Origin of the sequence: Paraglaciecola mesophila KMM 241 (genome assembly GCF_000315015.1) — a bacterium.
Taxonomy (GTDB): Bacteria; Pseudomonadota; Gammaproteobacteria; order Enterobacterales; family Alteromonadaceae; genus Paraglaciecola; species Paraglaciecola mesophila.
The window spans coordinates 155,795-174,403 of record NZ_BAEP01000075.1; the positions used below are offsets into that span (position 1 = coordinate 155,795).

Genomic DNA, 18,609 nt, shown 5'->3' on the forward strand with positions numbered 1-18,609 from the left:
GAGTGTACTGAAAGTCGCTTATGTAGTGCGGTGTATTGCGCAATATGAACAACATAAACAACATAAGCGGGTGCTGTAGATGATGAAAACTACAGCATCGAAGAAGCGCGCATCGACTCAATCGGGCATTCATTTTGCCCAACCCGCTGAGCCCTTGGGCGATCACGCAACTTCACGGGGGATCCATCACGCCGCGGTTTGGTCACTCGCCTTTCGACCATTCTTTTTATTAGGGGCGCTTTGGGCTGTCATCGCCTTGATAGTTTGGGCATTGTGGTTCAGCGGGCATTGGCCACACTCTTTCGTATTGCCTCCTTCTTTATGGCATGCCCACGAGATGATATTTGGCTTTGCCGCAATGATTGCTGCAGGCTTTCTACTGACGGCTGTGCAAACCTGGACAGGGTTTCGTAGTGCTCATGGTGTATGGCTAATCATGCTAAGTGGACTGTGGATTGTTGCACGTATAAGTGGGGTATCCAGCGCCGAGCCGTGGGGCCTAGGCCTTTTCATATGCAGTCACTTTCTATGGTGGCTGGGTGTGATTGGATGCTTCAGTTATCAGGTTATTAAAGCAAGAAATACCTCTAACTACATACTCATCGCCTTATTGTGCGGTCTGTTTAGCCTAAATCTTGTCTTTTTCGCGCTAGTGAACGAGCAAGCCTACGTACTGGCGTCGCAGTTGCTGCAAAGCGCGGTGCTCTTATTCTGTGTGCTAATCACGGTTATTGGTGGCCGAGTGATCCCCTTTTTTACCGGAAGAGCTTTAAACCGACCTCAGGTAAAACACCCCAGATTCGATTTAGTGCTGCTGATTTTTTCTCTGCTGGCGGTTGCACTTTTTATAATCCAATTTTTTGTTCCTGTTTCTAATCTCGCTGCAATCGTTTTGATTGTGCTTGGTGTCGCGCATCTTTGGCGCTTGGGACAATGGTTTGCCCAGGGTATTTGGGCAGTCTCACTATTATGGTCACTGCACTTGGCGTACCTTGCCTTGGCTATCGGTTTGTTGCTGGTGGGGATGAGCTTACTGACTTCTTGCTTACCCTTAAAAGACAGCTTGCACTTGATCAGTATCAGCGCTATTTCGGCCATGATCTTAAGCATGATGTCACGAGTGTCACTGGGACATACAGGGAGAGCATTAGCCGTATCTCGCGGTATAAGTGCAGCATTTGCCTTACTTTTATTAGCAGGTTTGCTACGTGCATTGGCATCACTTAGTGAGCAGGTACTTCTTTTTTGGCAGCTCAGTGCTTGGTTATGGTCAGCAGCCTTTATTCTGTTTTTTGTGTATTACTGGGCCGTGTTAACCAAGGCGAGAGTCGATGGGAAACCAGGCTAAAAAGGCTATCTAGACCAGTATTCAACAAATTTAACTGACCACCACATTTTATATTTTTTACTAACATCAACATCATACACAGCAAGAGGTTTTATATGTTATCCGCTCAAACCATCGCCACGGTTAAAAGTACTGTTCCCCTTCTAGAGTCTGCCGGCGTAGCCATTACCGATCATTTTTACCAACGTATGTTCCGTTTGAATCCCGAGCTGAAAAACATATTCAATATGGCGAATCAGGCCAATGGCCGTCAGCAGTTTGCGTTATTTAATGCGATTGCCGCTTACGCAAAAAATTTCGATAACTTGGGCGCCTTAAGTGAGGTTGTTGAGCGGGTGGCGCATAAACACACCAGCTTTTTTATTCAACCTGAGCACTACGATATTGTGGGTCATCACTTAATTGAAACACTGCGAGAACTGGCCCCAGAGGCATTTACCCCTGACGTAGAGCAAGCGTGGGTTGAGGCATATGGCGCATTAGCAAAAATTTTTATCAACCGAGAGGGTGACTTATACAATCAATCTGAAACAGCCCAAGGAGGCTGGTTAGGCCCGCGTCAATTTCGTGTGTTGAGTAAAACGCCTGAGTCCGCTTTAGTGACCAGTTTTGTGCTCACCCCTATGGATGGCCAACCAGCGATTGACTACAAACCAGGCCAGTATTTAGGGGTTAAAGTACATCCGGCGCATTGCGACTACGTGGAAATGCGCCAATATTCTTTGTCAGATAAACCTAACGGCGTGACGTATCGTATCAGTGTTAAGCGCGAGCAGGGGGAGGTTAACGGTTTAGTGTCGAATCATTTGCATGAGTCTGTTGAGCAAGGTGATGTGATCGATATATTGCCACCAGCAGGCGACTTTTTTCAGCAGAACCAACACTTGCCTACTGTACTTATTTCCGCAGGCGTAGGTTTAACGCCTATGATGTCGATGCTCGAAGCGACAGTCGAGAGTCACCCAACCACAGAGATACATTTTTTACATGCGTGTGAAAACCCAGCGCAACACTCCTTCATCAAGCGAGTTGCTGAACTTGAAAAGAATACGCCACAACTTAGCACGCATACTTGGTATGCAAGCCAAGCACCAAAGGCGGATAGCGTATCTGCAGGCTTAATGTCACTAGCGTCGCTTGGTGACGCTCTGCCCATAAGTAGTGGTAATTTCTATATCTGCGGCCCGACAGGCTTTATGGCATTTATTAAAAAACAATTACTTGAGCTCGGTGTTAAAGACGCACAGATCCACTATGAAGTATTTGGTCCACATAGCGACCTATAGTTTACACGGCAGGCAGCAGTGTGAGTACTTCGTCATCCCTGAAGCCTGCTGCATCTTAAAAGTGAATTTTAAAAGTGTATTTGTTGAGAACCATGAGGCGCTGCCCCTAACTCGATGCTGCGCTTGCTTGGCAATGAATCGCCAACGGCCAAGGTGTATGCACCGCTAGGCCAAACATTTTCACCGGCATCGTTAACTCTGTAAAGATTTTTTCCTTCAATAGTAAATTCAATTAAGCGCTTCTCATATGCGCCAATGTGGACGCGCTTAAACGCTTTTAAATTTGTTATCGCTTCATTTTTCAACGGTACCTGAGGGGAAAGATACACTTGCACTACCGTTTCACCATCTAGGGCTGTGCTGTTTTCAACTTCAACACTGATGTTTATATTTTCCCCTTCTTGAGGAGCGCGCTTCGATAAGCTGAGCTTACCAAACTTAAATTGAGTGTAAGACAAGCCAAAGCCGAATGGATACAGAGGCAATTTCTTAAGGAATTTATAGGTTCTGCCTGTCATCGTGTAATCATCAAAGGGAGGGAGATCATCAATTGTTTTTACGAAGGTGAGTGGCAAATGACCTGATGGGTTAGTATCTCCAAAAATCACATCTGCCACCGCATTGCCACCTTGCTCACCTGGATACCATATCCATAGTATGGCATCCGCCAATGGGTCTAATTCGCTGATATCCACTGGGCTTCCCGCAGCAACAACCAATATCAACGGACCTTTTTTGTTTTCCGCAAGTTGCTTTACATAATCGACTTGATTTTGGGGCAAGGTGATAGCAACCCTATCTCCTCGATCGGCAGAGGCTATTGCGTCAACTTCTTCGCCCTCCATATCGGCAGATATGCCTACTACAGCAATCACAGCATCGGCTGTTTTAGCTACTTCTGGCGCCCAATTAAGGGGGTTAATGTTACTGTGAAAAGGCAAAGCGCCTGCGCGGTAATTTAGTGACGAGCCTAATGATACTTTTCCTGCAATGCCTTCAAGAACAGTTACCAAGCTATCTGAGATACCGTAATAGTTGCCCATCAACATATCGGAGGAAGCCGCAAATGGGCCGGTGACATAAGGCACTTTAATATCTTTTGATAGGGGTAATACTTGTTTTTCATTTTTTAATAAAACAATCGATTTCGCCGCCACTTTACGCGCTAGCTCAATATGTTCAAGGCTGTGAATGACTTCTTGGCCTATGGCATTGTGCGGGTTTAACTCACTAGGGTCGAATAAACCCAAACGAAAGCGGATCATAAGCAAGTTTTTCAGACGCTGGTCAATTAATGATTGGGTAATAAGGCCTTCTTCAAATGCAGCTTTCAGGGATTTTTCATAGGTAAAACCGCAATTTAAATCGACCCCCGCGCGCAATGCGAGTGCCGCTGACTCAACGCGATTATGGGTGACTTTGTGTCCGCTATGAAAGTCGTGCAATGCGCCGCAATCTGACACAACATAGCCATTAAATTGCCACTTTTTCTTTAACATTTCCCCCAGCAAGAACTCACTTGCACAGGATGGCTGACCATACACCCCATTGTACGCACACATCACACCTGCGACTTTTGCTTGGGTCACTAGCGCTTCAAAAGCGGGTAAATAGGTCTCGTACAAATCCTTTTTGCTAGGCTCTACATCAAATTGATGGCGCAAAGACTCCGGTCCTGAATGCACTGCGAAGTGTTTGGCTACACCGGCAGACTTCAAATATTTGGGGTCGTCCCCTTGCAGACCTTTTACGAACGCAGTGCCCATTTGTGAGGTTAATAAGGGATCTTCACCGTAAGTTTCTTGACCGCGTCCCCAGCGAGGATCGCGAAAAATGTTCACGTTTGGTGTCCAAAATGTTAGCCCGGCATATTGCCCTTGATTGCCTATCGACTGAGCTATGGCGTACTTGGCCCGCGCTTCGTCCGATATCGCATTGGCTACTTCTTGTGCTAATTCAGGATCAAAGGTGGCCCCGAGCCCAATCGCTTGAGGGAAGATAGTTGCTTTGCCGTTACGAGCGATACCATGCAGCGCTTCATTCCACCAATTGTATTGAGGCACCTCTAAGCGCGGTATCGCTGGAGTGGAATGTGACAATTGAGTTATTTTTTCATCTATTGTCATTGCGTTAACGAGCGCTTGGGCGCGCGTTTCAAAACTGAGTTCGGGGTTAAACCATATCTGTTGCTTTACATGGTTTATCTGTGCAGCACCTACCAAGTGGCAGGTGAACATTAGTACTGAAACAAGAAGCGTTTTAAGCATGATCAATCCTTTGCTTATGTAAGTAAGGGGAACAGAAATATTCAATTCGAAAAAATTTGTTTTCCGATGTAAATGTAGGTTAGGTTTATTGTATACTGTTAACAAAATGATAATCAATACGGTTGTTATCGAAAGACAAATTCGTTGTTAATCAAATTAAAGACCGTCAAATAAAGTAAGAATTGTCAAAATAGAGAAGGGAGCCAACAGCGGATGGTATTCAGTCATCAAATTAATATGCGCAGCTTTAAGTTGAGGAGTAGACAAGGGGGCAGTGTCATAATTAGCATCCTTTTATTATTGTTACTCGATGTGAATGCCGAGGCGGCTGGGGATGGTAATAGGTTAGAAAGTGCTAACCCAAATCCTAGAGGCAGCAATAAGGATGCACCGAACATCGTTCTGATTCTGTCTGATGATGCAGGATACGGGGATTTTGGCTTTCAAGGTAGCAGCCAAATCCGTACACCAAATTTGGACAACTTAGCCGTCCAAAGCACGGTGTTTACTCAGGCTTACGTTAGCGCAGCAGTGTGTGGGCCATCAAGGGCTGGCATACTAACAGGTAAATACCAACAACGGTTTGGTTTTGAGGAGAACAATGTTCCAGGTTACATGAGTGATTCGGGCCTAACAGGGGATGACATGGGGTTGCCATTAAACCAGCGCACCATCGGCGATTACTTGACTCACTTTGGCTATTCGACCGCGTTGATTGGCAAGTGGCATCAAGGTAATGCTGATAAATTCCACCCTACAAAGCGTGGGTTCGAGCATTTTTATGGATTTCGAGGCGGAGCACGCAGCTACTTTGAATTTGGGCCAAATAACCCAGTTTCTTACCCTGAGGATCGTTTGGAGAGAGGTTTTGCTCATTATAAAGAATCACCCCATTACTTAACCCAAGCGTTGGCAGATGAGGCGATTAAATTTATTAAGCAAAACCAGAGGGAGCCGTTTTTCTTATTCTTGTCATTCAATGCGGTGCATACACCTATGGATGCCAACAAAGAAGATCTTGCACAATTCCCCCAGTTAAGCGGAAAGCGTCAACGAGTTGCTGCAATGACGTTGTCGATGGATCGCGAAATCGGCAAAGTGCTCGCTAGTCTTGATGAATTGGGATTAAGCGAAAATACCTTGCTGGTGTTTACAAACGATAACGGCGGTCCCTCTGACACGAATGCTTCCGACAATACCCCTCTAAGTGGCACCAAAGCCAACCATCTTGAAGGGGGCATTCGCGTTCCCTTTTTGATGCGTTGGCCAGCAGGCAATATTGGGCCTAATACCTATCACGAACCTATCAGTACTCTAGATTTGCTACCCACTTTTTTCGCGGCAGCGGGCGGTAAAAAAAGTGCGGTAGCGGATCTAGACGGCACTAATTTACTCCCTTATGTGCGCGGTGAAATCACGATACCTCCACATCAGACCTTGTATTGGAAGAAAGAAAACCGAGGCGCGATTCGTCACGGAAATTGGAAGCTACTTCGTTTCCCTGACCGTCCGGCAGAGCTTTACGATCTGAGTCAGGATATTTCTGAACGTCATGATCTTTCTGCAACCAACCCTGAGATCGTGAAGGATTTATATCGGCGACTATTTACGTGGGAGCTCTCGCTAGAACGCCCACTTTGGCAGCTAAAGCGTGAATACGAAGGCGCAGCGATGACTCGTATGGACAACTTCCGTCAACCCATCTTACAGGACAAGCACTAGCATGCAGAACTACTTACCTATTTTACCGATCCGCCAAACATCGAATTCGATGCTACGGTTTAATCTCTTTTCATTATTGTTTGTGGCTTTGTGCTTAGCGGGTATTGTATTTAGTAGCGACCTTGCGGCGCAAACTAAGAAAACTCACAAGTTAGTAGCAAAGGAGCGGCCAAATATCGTGGTGATTTTAGCCGATGATTTAGGCTACGCAGATTTAGGTTTTACCGGTTCGAAAGAAATCTTTACCCCGAATATTGATGCCTTGGCTAACAATGGTGTGGTGTTTAAAAATGGCTATGTAACCCATCCATATTGTGGCCCCTCGCGAGCAGGACTACTAACAGGGCGTTATCAGGCGCGCTTCGGCATGGAAGTAAACGCAGCCCACTCTCCTGACGATCCGTATATGGGCTTACCGGTCGAAGAACTAACATTCGCCAAGCGCATGCAACAAGCAGGCTACAAAACAGCGGTCATGGGTAAGTGGCACATGGGCTCACATCCTAATTTTCATCCTAACAATCGTGGCTTTGACGAGTTCTTTGGCTTTTTAGGTGGTGGGCATGATTACTTTCCGGAGTCGGTTAAAGTGAGTAGTGCTGAGTACAGTATTGCTTTGTCACGCAATGGTAAGCCCGCTCAGTTAAACGAGTATCTTACAACGGCCATTAGCAAAGAAGCTGCACGCTTTGTATCGGCTACTGAGCAGCCATTTATGATGTACGTGGCCTATAACGCTCCGCATTCTCCTTTACAGGCTACCGAGCAAGATTTGGCCAAATACCAGCATATCGCCGATTTGGATCGCAGAACCTATGCCGCCATGATTGATTCTATGGATCAAGGCGTTGGGCGTATCGTTGCCGCCCTTAAACAAAGCGAAAAGCTGCATAACACCTTAATTTTCTTTTTGTCAGACAACGGTGGCGTGTATCCAGAAGAGTGGATGCCAGATTCAGATTGGGCGAATAATGCCCCCTTTCGCCGTGGTAAAGTGAGCCTAACCGAAGGCGGCGTGCATGTGCCATTTATTGCCCACTGGCCAGCCGGTTTTAGCTTAAAATCCGAATATGCCGGATTGGTTTCGTCTCTGGATATTGCTGCAACTTCGTTGGCCTTAGCGAGAGCGGACGTGAGTCAGGCGAAGTTAGACGGAGTAAATTTACTGCCCCACATTAACGGTGAAAACCCCGCATCACCGCATCCCGCGTTGTTTTGGCGCTTAGAAGAAGCCAGTGATTTGTGGGCTGTGCGTACCCCTGAATTCAAGTACTTGAATCAACCATTGCCAGGAGTCGGAAAGAGCTTCTTTGATATGCAGACTGACCCATACGAATCGCACAACCTAAATGGTGCTATGCCCAAAGAACAGTCCGAGCTTGCGACGCTATGGAATGAATGGAACAAGCACAACCAACAAAATATATTACTGCAAAATGAGCCTTACATAATGCGCCGTGCAGAATTTTACCAAACGCTATATCAAGCCCAATTAGAGAAAGCGTTGGCAGCCGAGCTTCAAGTGATTAAGTAAACTTACTACTTTTTAAGGCTTACCAGCCCATGGTAAGCCTCTGACCCCTAATCGATCGTTTTCTATCAATTCTATCCTGTGATTTACGTCTGAAAAACGCGTTCAACTATCTTCGTGTACTTTGCTGACGAGGTAGCGCGCTCTATTATGCGCTCGATCACGCAATTCGGTGCTGGAAATAGTGGTGCAACAGGGAATTGCTTAGTGAAAGGTGAATAGTTATGCACGATCAACCACTTCTATTTGGTGCGTATTCCAGTTTAATCCACTTTATTGGTAGCTAAACCTCAATGTCTGCAAAGATTAGTTGAGTTTCTCTGCACAATGCATCATTAAGGTGCGCTTTACATTTATCGCAATAGAAAACCACAATTAGTGCATAAATATCTGCATAACGCAGATTTTTGGCACTTTTTTCACTCGGACTATGCACTAAAGTACCAGAAAAGCAGGCATGAAACCTGCTGGGCTAGCTGGGATTAACACGCAATTACGCAACCGTTCACTATTAAAACGTTCACTATAAAAAGAGAAACACATACATGGCGATCACTAAACGCTTCCTAACAAAACACACATCAATTGCATTGGCAGTTTCAGCCACGTTTGCACCAATCCCATCGGTTTTGGCGCAAAGCGCGGATAATGGAATTGAAACTATCGAAGTCACAGCGACACGCCGCGCTGGTTCATTGCAGGAAGCACCATTGAACATTACCGCCCTTACTTCTGATACCTTGGCTGAGCAAAATATCGCCGACTTAGACGACGTAGCCCGCTGGGTTCCAGGTTTAACCATTACTGATCAGGGCGGGCGTAATGACTCGCCTATTATAGTGCGTGGTTTGAACACTAATTCTTCTGGGCCAAGCTCGGACGGCGGTACTGTATCGACTTACGTGGGTGAAATTCCCCTTTTTATTAATATGCGTTTGAATGATATTCAGCGCGTAGAAGTCCTGATTGGGCCGCAAGGTACTTTGTACGGTGCAGGTACGCTCGGCGGTGCCATTCGTTACTTACCCAATAAAGTAGAGCTTGATGTTACCTCGGGTGAAGTTACAGGCAATGTTTTTAGCGTAAATGAAAGTGATAGTGTCGGTGCAGAGGGTGGTTTCGTCTTCAATACCCCCTTGATTGAGGATGTGCTTGGCGTACGTATGTCGCTAAATAAATTCCATGATCCTGGTTTTGTTGATTATAACTACCTAGTGCGTGAAGGTGGGGTCTCTATAGCCGACCCTGATTGGACAGACGCAAGCGATGTTGACAGTAATCTGCGTTCGAAAAAAGACGCTAACGGTGAAGACACCCTTTCAGGGCGCGTGGCCTTGCGCTGGACTCCCACTGAAGATATTGACGCCACGCTGACTTATATGTATCAAAAGCAAGAAGTGGAAGGGCGCTCTATTGTTCACTACAACGGGTTATCACCAGATAATGGCTTGAATGACATCATCGGCAAGTACGAATCTGCCTATCGCTACGAGGAGCCTCGTGAAAAAGAAGACGACTTACTCAGTTTAGAGCTTACCGTTGATTTAGGCTTTGCTGAGCTAGTGTCTGCAACGGGCAAATCCACGTTCGAAGCGGTTGGTCAGCGAGATCAAACCGATTTATTGATCCGCCTTGCTTATAGCTATGAAGAATTTCCTGCGTTTTCAAGTTACACCAGAGAAGAAGACAATCGCGATATATTCACTCAAGAGTTGCGATTGGTTTCTAAAAGCGATTCAGACCTAAGTTGGATAGCAGGTGTCTTTTACAACAAAATAGAAAGTGACGGCAGAAGTTTAGAATTTACGCCTAATTTCGATGAGTATGCGATAAATACATGGGAAACTGGCGGAAATTTGCGTACTGATGATCTCGAATACATATCGTTTGATGAAACAGAAGTAACTGAAAAAGCCCTGTATGGGGAAGTAAGCTACGCGGTTACCGAGCGATTAGATATTACCCTAGGGGCTCGCTTTTATCAGTACGATTTAGAAACCGCGTCTGACGTTGATTTACCTTTGTTGTATACCTCTATTTCAGTTGAAGAAGGTGCTGATGACTTTAGGCAAGGGGATGAAATTATCTTGATCCCCCTTGAAAACGAAGCAGACGACAGTGGGAGTTTGTTCAAGTTTAACGCCAGTTATCAAATTACGTCTGATGTGATGGGGTACGTGACGGTCAGTGAAGGCTTTCGTATTGGTGGCTCAAACGGTGTGGGTGCTTGTCCTCCCGACCTATCGGGCGATACACAAGAAGTCTGCGCTTTGCCTAACGAACAAATTTACGCGCCTGACACTACCACCAACTATGAGCTGGGCCTAAAAAGTACTTGGCTAAAAAACAGGTTCCATTTCAATATGGCCTTGTTCAACGTGGATTGGGATGACGCTCAAGTCACGGGTACCACAGAAAATGGTCAGCAGACTATTTTGGTCAATGCCGGTAAAGCCAATTCAAAAGGTGTTGAGATGATGTCACGGGCAATTTTTAGCGATGAATTCAGTGCCTATGCCACTTATGCTTACACCAAAGCTGAATTGACCGAAGATGTAGCTGAGTTGTTCGATGACTCTGATGCGCTTGATGGCGATCGCCTACCAGGCTCGCCGGAGCACCAGTTCTCCCTTGGGGTTAAGTACTCCACAGAAGTGTTCGGCGATAAATTATTAGATGTGACCTACGGCCTAACTGCGCAAAGCGACATTTACTCTAAAATAGGCTTACACGAATCTGGCGAAGTTATTTCGGGATATGCGCTAAGTAATTTAAGCGCGTCTTTGTCTGACGAAGATTGGTCGGTCACCCTTTATGTTGACAACCTTTTTGACAAATACGCAGTGAGCTCGTCACGAAATGATTTGGGTGATATTGGTTTGGCGGTTGCCCCCGATACTAACTCGAACCGAGGTGATATATTGCGTTACTATGGTCATTACTTAGAAAGACCACGTACGGTCGGACTTAAATTTAATTACCAATTTGAGATGTAGTCTAGGTTAAAATTCTTAATGAATAAAAAGGGCACTGAGTGCCCTTTTTTATAAGTGAAGAAAGCAGCCCAGTTCCATTTACAGTGACAAGAAACCTATGCCAGACATTAAGCAACTGCATCAACAAGCCATTCATGCGCTGAATCAGCGAGATTTCGCTGATGCCCATAGCCTATGTGTACAGATCGTGAAACAGGATCCATTCGATCACGATGGATATTTTTTATTGGCCATGATCAACCTCGAAGTAGGTCAAATTGCTAAGGCGATTAAGTTAATTGAAAAAGCTAACGACATCGCGCCGCAAGCTGAATACTTTGCTTATTTAGCCAAGTGCCATTCATTGCGCGGTGAATCACAATCAGTGCTTGATGCAACAAATAATGCGCCTATCGAACAGATCAACAAGCCTCTTGCGCTTGATACCCTAGGCGTAGCACTTAGCCGAGTAGGACAGCATGAAAAAGCGCTGGCGTATTTCAGTAAGGCGTTGTCGCTAGATAAGCATAATGCGCATTTTTACTATAACTCTGGGGTATCGAGTAAATTCGCAGGTAAGTTCGAGGATGCTAGAGCGCACTTTGAGCATGCCATTCGTATCGCACCAGATTATCATCAAGCGCACTTTGCTTTGGCAGACTTGGGCGGAGTTAGCGCAGAAAATAATCATATTTCACGCCTTCAAGCTGCAGCGAAACGCACCAAAACGGTTGATGCTGATATGCATATTGCGCACGCATTGGCTAAAGAATACGAAGGGCTAAAAGATTACACTAGTGCATTTGATGTCCTCGAAAATGCCAAAAGCGCGAAGCTGGCGAGTATTGGTTATGAATTTGCCGACGATGCCGCATTTTTCGATTGCGTAGAGCAAACCCAGCTCAAGGATTTAGGCAACGGTTCTTCTCAAGCAGATGATTTTGCTAAAGCGGGTGATAGCTCGCACCAGCCAATTTTTGTGATGGGCATGCCCCGTTCGGGCACCACGTTAGTCGAACGTATCTTAAGTAATCATAGTGAGGTGTTATCAGCGGGAGAACTGCAAGATTTTGGCGTGGCGGTGAAGGAGCTAGCACAAACCCCATCACCCAGGGTGTTAGACGTAGAAACATTGCGCAAAGCCATGCAGCTTGAGCCGGCAAAAATAGGCCAGCGGTATATTCAGCGAACACAAGCCATAGTGGGAGATTCTCCCCATTTCGTGGATAAACTACCGTTTAACTTTTTCTACATTGGTCTTATTCGACGCGCTTTACCCAATGCAAAAATTATTTGTTTACTACGAGACCCAATGGATACCTGTGTCGGTAATTATCGCCAGTTATTTTCACTGAACAGCCCGTACTATGCTTACGCTTATAATTTGCAGAATATCGGCCGTTTCTATAATCGGTTTCACACACTAGTACACCAATGGCAGGCCACAGGAATGGATAATTTCAAGCTACTTAATTATCAAGGTTTGGTGCGCAATCCTGAGGCGAATATTCGTGATTTACTGACGTTTTGTGGTTTATCTTGGCAACAAGAGTGTTTACATGTAGAGCGCAATCAAGCACCTGTGTCTACAGCCAGCAAAGTCCAAGTGCGACAACCGATCAATCAATCCTCAATCGGCCGCTGGACGCATTATCGACAACACACTCAGGCGCTTGAAACCTTCTTTAAGCAACAGCAAATCCCATTTGAATCCTAAATCGCCCCTGTTTTAGCCACCGTACTTTTGGGGACTTGCCTTATATGACATACTTCGCGCCGCTGAGCATGCAAGCGCGTGTGCGGTGAATCTATCAATTTTTGTATTACATCCTTGGAGCCTTATGCCCGCCCTTAAACGTCTTGACCAACTACTGAGTAATTTAGGCTATTGCAGCCGCAAAGAAGCCCGATACTTACTCAAAGACAAACGCGTTACCATCAAAGGTGAATTCGCTAAATCTCCCGCGTTAAAAGTTGATCCTGCCACCGTGCGGGTAGACGGCGAAGCTCTTGATTCTCCTGATGGTATTTTAGTGATGCTGAATAAGCCCTTAGGTTATGTGTGTAGTCACGACAATAACGAGGGCATGCGTATTTACGATTTGCTGCCTGAGCGCTGGGAGTTTCGAAACCCAAAAATAGTTAGCGTCGGCCGATTGGATAAAGACACCAGCGGACTTATTTTGGTTACTGATGACACCAAGCTTGTACATCAACTCACGTCGCCCAAGCATCACGTAGACAAGGTTTATCAAGTGACAGTGGATAGCCCATTGCAAGCTGACATCATCGACGCATTTGCCAAAGGCGTGGTATTGGGGGAAGGGGCTGAGAAGTGCTTGCCCGCAAAAATGGAAATAATCAGCGATAATGTAGCTAACGTGACGCTAAATGAAGGTAAATACCACCAAGTGAGGCGGATGTTTGCCGCTTGCGGCTACCACGTTGAAGCGTTGCATCGTAGTCAGTTCGGGGAATACAAGCTGCAAGATTTAGCCCAAGGCGAGTGGCGCAACTTATTTGTGTAATTTAACGCTTTGACAAACCCAGTATTTCACTTTGAGTACAGGAATTATTCTGAATCTGTAGCGATTTTCTTCATGTTTTGACGTTAAGCGTTGGACTTAATTATTGGTAAGACCAATAATTCTTTTTAATATGTTCGCGCGGCTGATTCGTCACTTTTTGAAAAATGTTCCGCGCCTTTTATATCCGAGCTTGATTCTTCTTTCCTAAATTTTTTCGTTATCTTTCCTTTCAGTATAATCAAGCCCGCTATGAATTTTAGTTTTCACATGATGTAACTCTTTGTTCTTTATTGATTAATAATGTTATTTCTGATTTCATTTTCAGTGGCTAAACTGCACGCATATAAATATAAAGGGTAAATAATTTACCTTTTTTGCTTGTAACTGTTTTTAATTTGGTTAAGTATGTTGTTAACCAATTGTAGCTAATTGGTATTTTGATGTTGCAGGAAACTTAATTCGGTCTCGTTTCATCGTGCAATAAATATAACCATTAACTTAAACATCAAGGCAAAAAAGTATGACATTGAAAACTACAAAATGGTGGGGAATTTTTATCGCTACAGGAGCGCTTGGCATAGGCGTGAGTAATATTGTGTTAGCGGCAACAGTAAGCGTAAACAATGGGGGGTTTGAGAATAGCTACGCAGGTTGGACAAACGTAGAGCCCACGGCTATTTCGAGTGTTGCGTACAGTGGAAATAACGCATTAAAAATTACTGGTTCCGGCGGAAAAGTAGAGCAGAATGTTTCCGTGCAACCAAATACGAACTACACCTTGGTCGTGTATGTAAAAGGCAAAGGAAAAATAGGGGCGCTTGTGAATGGGGTCAGCTATTCAGCGACTACTGACAATGAAGAGTTCACGCCAGTTTCCGTCACGTTTAACAGTAGTTCAGCTTCTTCAATCACACTTTATGCACATTTTAATGGTGATGAGGGACGATTTGATGATTTCAGTTTACAAACTGGTACCTCCACCGATAGCCCCACAGATAATACCTGTAGCGGGACTGATAGTCTGGTTATAACCTCTGCATCTGATAATGGTACAAATGATGGGCATGGACCATTGAACACCCTTGACAACAATCTTGCTGACGAATCCAGATGGTCATCAAATGGCGTGGGTAAAGTTATAACTTATGATGTTGGTAGTACAGTGCTAATGAAGGCTTTAGATGTCTATTGGTATAAGGCTACTGAGCGAAACTCATATTTTGACATCGACGTATCTGACGACAATAGCATCTGGACCTCGCTTGTTGCAAACGGCTCATCCAGTACGTCAATCGGTGGATATCAAACTGTAGATTTCACCGATACCCAAGCCCGCTATTTACGTATCACCGGGCTGGGCAACTCAGTCAATAATTGGAACAGCATAGTAGAAAGTAATATTATTGGTTGTGGTGGTGAAATCGCTGAGCCAACACCAGACATCCCAGATGAAACAGATAATACCTTTGATATGAGTCTTTGGGACCAAGAGGGAAGCGATCCAACTGTTGGTAACACTTTTGTTTTCAAGGCACTTGAAGAGAAATATGTCACACCTAACGGCAATGGCTGGCGACATGAGTTGAAGATAAAAGAGGAACTTAGGGTCGCGATGACTAAAGTGTACGAAAACTTTAGCGCAAATATCAAGGTGGAAATGTCAGATGGCTCCAAAGCCATTGTGGCTCAACATCATGCCAGCGACACTGGTACTATTATGAAGTTGTACGTATCTGACAACAGTGAGTCTGGTTTTATCGACAGCACTGCAAATAACGGTATATTCGACGTTTACGTCAGACTTGCAAAAGCGGACGGCTCTGGCGAAGAGAAGAAAGCTCTAGGCACGATTCAGTCCGGCGATAACTTTGATTTTCAGGTTATCAACGATCACGGTAATGTGACTGTTAGTGCGTTTGGTAAATCGTTTAACTTGGACATTGAAGATAGCTCCGCCTCCTACTTAAAGTTTGGCAATTATCTTCAAGCTCAGGATCCGATTACCCGTGAAGACGTTGACGACTCAAGTGATTGGGCCGATTTTTATGCCGACCAAGGCATCACTGTCAGTAAGCTGACATTTTCGAATGTTAACTATATCCGCAATGTCGATTAGTACTTTAAGAGCTAATGCCCTTAGTTGAATGCGTGTTGCTAAAAAACGCATCGGATAAATAGGGCTGCACTTCGCACGCCCTTTATTCGTTTAAGACAAATCACTTTATTGGGGTTCTATAATGCGTTATTGAGCGACTTAAGCCTCTTATCGTACTTTTTATTTTTGCATACAAATTAACGCTATTTCTATTTTTTTACACTTCGCGCTTTTTAGCGAAATGCTTACTTACAGCACATTCGTAAGCTTGGTCAATTCCTGCGTAGGCAGGGCCGAATACCGAAAGCCCTTTTTCGCCAGTAAATTCCTTCGGTGCGGGTAAAATCACTACTGCCAAATTAGCACCGACCTTGTGATGCGGGTTAGTCACAGGTACGTTGTTATCCAAGTCCAGTACACAAATCAGATCAGGAATGGTCACATCTACTACGTCATTTAATCGCGCCGCCATGTTTTCATTTTTTACATCAATAGAATACGTCGAGCCTTGGTATTGGCTGTGGCCTTGAATGTCGATAGTGCCTAAGGTAAATCCATCTTTGGTTTCAAAATGAAACTGACTAACATTGCCGCGAAACGCCACATAGCCACCGGCACAATCGGCGATGGCATCGGCAATATCACGTTGTTCTTGAGCCGCAAAGCGAATAGCTTGACCGACGCTTAAGGCTTTGCTGATGGTGCCAGGAATCACTGCACCGCGAAGCTGTTCTACAGGTAGAGCATGGTCGATAGCTGCAATGTCATTGCGACTAACCATAGCAAGGGCGCGCACAACACGCTCAGCGCGTTGATCATCTGCAACGTTTTCACAGATAAAGCATTCACCAAACTCATTCGCCGTAACGATAGGCGCCGCAGGTAAACCATTGAAATAATAGGTTGAGTGAGTGATTTCAGGTACGGCGCGCCCAGCTGGGTCGGCATCGATAATGTAGCCGTCTGTCATGGCGGCTAGATAAAAGGAAATAGCAGTATTGGAGCCTCCGAGCTCACAGCAAATAGTACCGTAATAATTATCACCCGTCAGGGCTTTTAGGCGCTCATAGGCTGTTAACATGGGAATACCGCTTGCTCTTGGTAGAGCTGCATATTCTTGCTCTTCTTCGGCAGAAATAGGGGTTAGCGCACCTAACATATAAGGTGTGCATAGGTTCTCACCGGCGGGGACTTTATCTATGTCTACCAAAGTGAAGGTTTTACCCTCAGCAAAGGCGGCTTCAATATAGCGAAAACCTTCGCTTAGCTCACCACCGCCACCAGTGCCAAGTACTGCGCAGCCATGTAATATGTCTGATATGTCTAAACGGGTTAACTGTTTCATGTTTACTCCTATTTTGCGCTGGGGAAGCACTTGCCCAAAGCAATTTGTTTTTAGCTGCGTAAATGTTAGCGATGTAGCGCAATGTATTTGTTGGCAAATGGTTGCTTTACCCGCACAACTTGTTTGAATGTGTGCGGATAAACAAAATAATATTTCGTTTATTGAGGGTGTGATTCAGTCAACTTGCTGCGAGCTTTGATTTTGCTACGTGACAACAAGTAGTAGGCAGGCAGCGTGAGTAACACAGCATCAAAAACCTCAATCGTGGTGATAGTGATCCAGCCCTGATTAGACGCCATTGAGGTAGAGACTCCAATGACCCAAGCGATGATGGCACGTATATTCAAGCTTTGGTTGTGGGCAAGGTGTTGCAGGGTATATTTTTCACAGCGTCTAACGATAAAAAAATCCACCACGTAAATGGCGGCGACTGGGGTGAATATAATGGATAAACTAAACAAGAAATTGGTGAAGTTGTCCAATAGATCAAATGACGCGACCACGGTGCCCAAGACGCCTGCAGCGACTATGCATTGCCACTCTTTACATTTAGGGAACACGGCAATAATGCCTAGGCCACAACTGTAAAGGTTGATCACATTGGTGACGCAGCAAGAAATAAGTAATAAAAAGAATGCCAAACCGCCTAAACCCAGCACCAGCATCACAGATAGAATGTCGCTATCGGCCACAACAATGCCCGCGAAAGCCGCAACAACGTATACAAAAGAGTTGATCAGCAAGAAGGGCAGAAAAGAAGCGTAAACCGTATCAACGGGTTTAGCGGCATAGCGGCTAAAATCTGGCATTAATACCACACTCACAATAAAGCTACCGACGACCGCTGAAACCCCTTCGCCAAAGGTCATTGAGCCGCTCATTATTTCGGATGTAGGGTCGCTTTGAGCATAGCCAAAACTCTGTACCAATAAATACACCACAATGGCAAACAGGATAGGCACTAATAGATTGGTTATGCGCTCTATGGTTTTAAAACCCCATATGGTTATCACTGTGATGAGTACACCAAATAACATTTCAAGCTGCCATGCCTCTGGGGCAGAATCAGTGTATTTAAGTAAAAGCTGCTGGCTAACTTGGCTGAATAAATCGACGTTAATGCCATACCAACCGAGCAAAGAAACCACAAACGCAAGGTTAATGACGTTTGCCCCGGATGTACCAAACACAAATTTAATCGTCATGCAGGATGAAAAACGATTATGCATGCCAACAAGCCCAGTGACTGTGCCTAAAATAGCCAGTGTTAAACCACCCAGCAGAAAGGCAAAAATCGATTGCTCTAGCCCAAGAGCATCGCCAAGTTGGATACCGGTGATCAAACCCGGTACGGCAAACGCTAGCCCGCCGTTTATCATGCCAATCCCAATGCCATTGACAGTCTCGCTTTGGGGCACTGGAGTTGTAGCATAATCGTTCAAAGAGGTTGCAGTTGCAGCGCTGTGTTTATCTGTCATGTGTGGGTAACCTATAAAAGACAGCCCCTTGGGG

The 18,609-nt window shown here is 45.2% G+C and carries 11 protein-coding genes; 8 read left to right on the forward strand and 3 right to left on the reverse strand.

Annotated features, from left to right (window positions below; genetic code table 11):
- Nucleotides 1–79: 79 nt before the first annotated feature.
- Nucleotides 80–1,348: an NnrS family protein gene (locus GMES_RS18550; RefSeq protein WP_006994316.1), complete on the forward strand. Its 1,269-nt coding sequence runs from the start codon at nucleotides 80–82 to the stop codon at nucleotides 1,346–1,348.
- Nucleotides 1,349–1,443: 95 nt separating this feature from the next.
- Nucleotides 1,444–2,634: an NO-inducible flavohemoprotein gene (hmpA, locus tag GMES_RS18555; RefSeq protein WP_006994317.1), complete on the forward strand. Its 1,191-nt coding sequence runs from the start codon at nucleotides 1,444–1,446 to the stop codon at nucleotides 2,632–2,634.
- 68 nt (nucleotides 2,635–2,702) lie between these two features.
- On the opposite strand, the gene GMES_RS18560 is transcribed toward hmpA, so the two are convergent.
- Nucleotides 2,703–4,901 (reverse strand): glycoside hydrolase family 3 C-terminal domain-containing protein, encoded by a 2,199-nt coding sequence (locus tag GMES_RS18560; protein ID WP_006994318.1) that lies wholly within the window; start codon nucleotides 4,899–4,901, stop codon nucleotides 2,703–2,705.
- Nucleotides 4,902–5,114: 213 nt separating this feature from the next.
- Between GMES_RS18560 and GMES_RS18565 the strand changes: the two genes are divergently transcribed.
- The 6 genes from GMES_RS18565 (at nucleotide 5,115) to GMES_RS18590 (ending at nucleotide 15,773) form a co-directional block, all read left to right on the forward strand.
- Nucleotides 5,115–6,623 (forward strand): sulfatase-like hydrolase/transferase, encoded by a 1,509-nt coding sequence (locus GMES_RS18565; RefSeq protein ID WP_006994319.1) that lies wholly within the window; start codon nucleotides 5,115–5,117, stop codon nucleotides 6,621–6,623.
- A gap of 1 nt (nucleotide 6,624) precedes the next feature.
- The gene (locus GMES_RS18570) at nucleotides 6,625–8,157 is read left to right on the forward strand and encodes a sulfatase family protein (protein ID WP_006994320.1); all 1,533 of its coding nucleotides are present in this window, start codon (nucleotides 6,625–6,627) and stop codon (nucleotides 8,155–8,157) included.
- Between the two features lie 542 nt (nucleotides 8,158–8,699).
- Nucleotides 8,700–11,150 (forward strand): TonB-dependent receptor, encoded by a 2,451-nt coding sequence (locus GMES_RS18575; protein ID WP_006994322.1) that lies wholly within the window; start codon nucleotides 8,700–8,702, stop codon nucleotides 11,148–11,150.
- 97 nt (nucleotides 11,151–11,247) lie between these two features.
- Nucleotides 11,248–12,846, forward strand: a complete 1,599-nt coding sequence (locus GMES_RS18580; RefSeq protein ID WP_006994323.1) for a tetratricopeptide repeat-containing sulfotransferase family protein — start codon at nucleotides 11,248–11,250, stop codon at nucleotides 12,844–12,846.
- Nucleotides 12,847–12,970: 124 nt separating this feature from the next.
- Complete coding sequence (locus GMES_RS18585; RefSeq protein ID WP_006994324.1) at nucleotides 12,971–13,657, forward strand: pseudouridine synthase; 687 nt, start codon at nucleotides 12,971–12,973, stop codon at nucleotides 13,655–13,657.
- Nucleotides 13,658–14,177: 520 nt separating this feature from the next.
- Nucleotides 14,178–15,773 (forward strand): polysaccharide lyase family 7 protein, encoded by a 1,596-nt coding sequence (locus tag GMES_RS18590; RefSeq protein WP_006994325.1) that lies wholly within the window; start codon nucleotides 14,178–14,180, stop codon nucleotides 15,771–15,773.
- A 196-nt stretch (nucleotides 15,774–15,969) separates the two neighbouring features.
- Here GMES_RS18590 and GMES_RS18595 read toward each other — a convergent pair whose 3' ends face one another.
- Together GMES_RS18595 and GMES_RS18600 are read right to left on the reverse strand one after the other, a co-directional pair.
- On the reverse strand, nucleotides 15,970–17,097 hold the full coding sequence (locus GMES_RS18595) for an S-methyl thiohydantoin desulfurase family protein (protein WP_006994326.1): 1,128 nt from the start codon (nucleotides 17,095–17,097) through the stop codon (nucleotides 15,970–15,972).
- Nucleotides 17,098–17,255: 158 nt separating this feature from the next.
- On the reverse strand, nucleotides 17,256–18,575 hold the full coding sequence (locus tag GMES_RS18600) for a cytosine permease (protein WP_006994328.1): 1,320 nt from the start codon (nucleotides 18,573–18,575) through the stop codon (nucleotides 17,256–17,258).
- Nucleotides 18,576–18,609 lie beyond the last annotated feature (34 nt).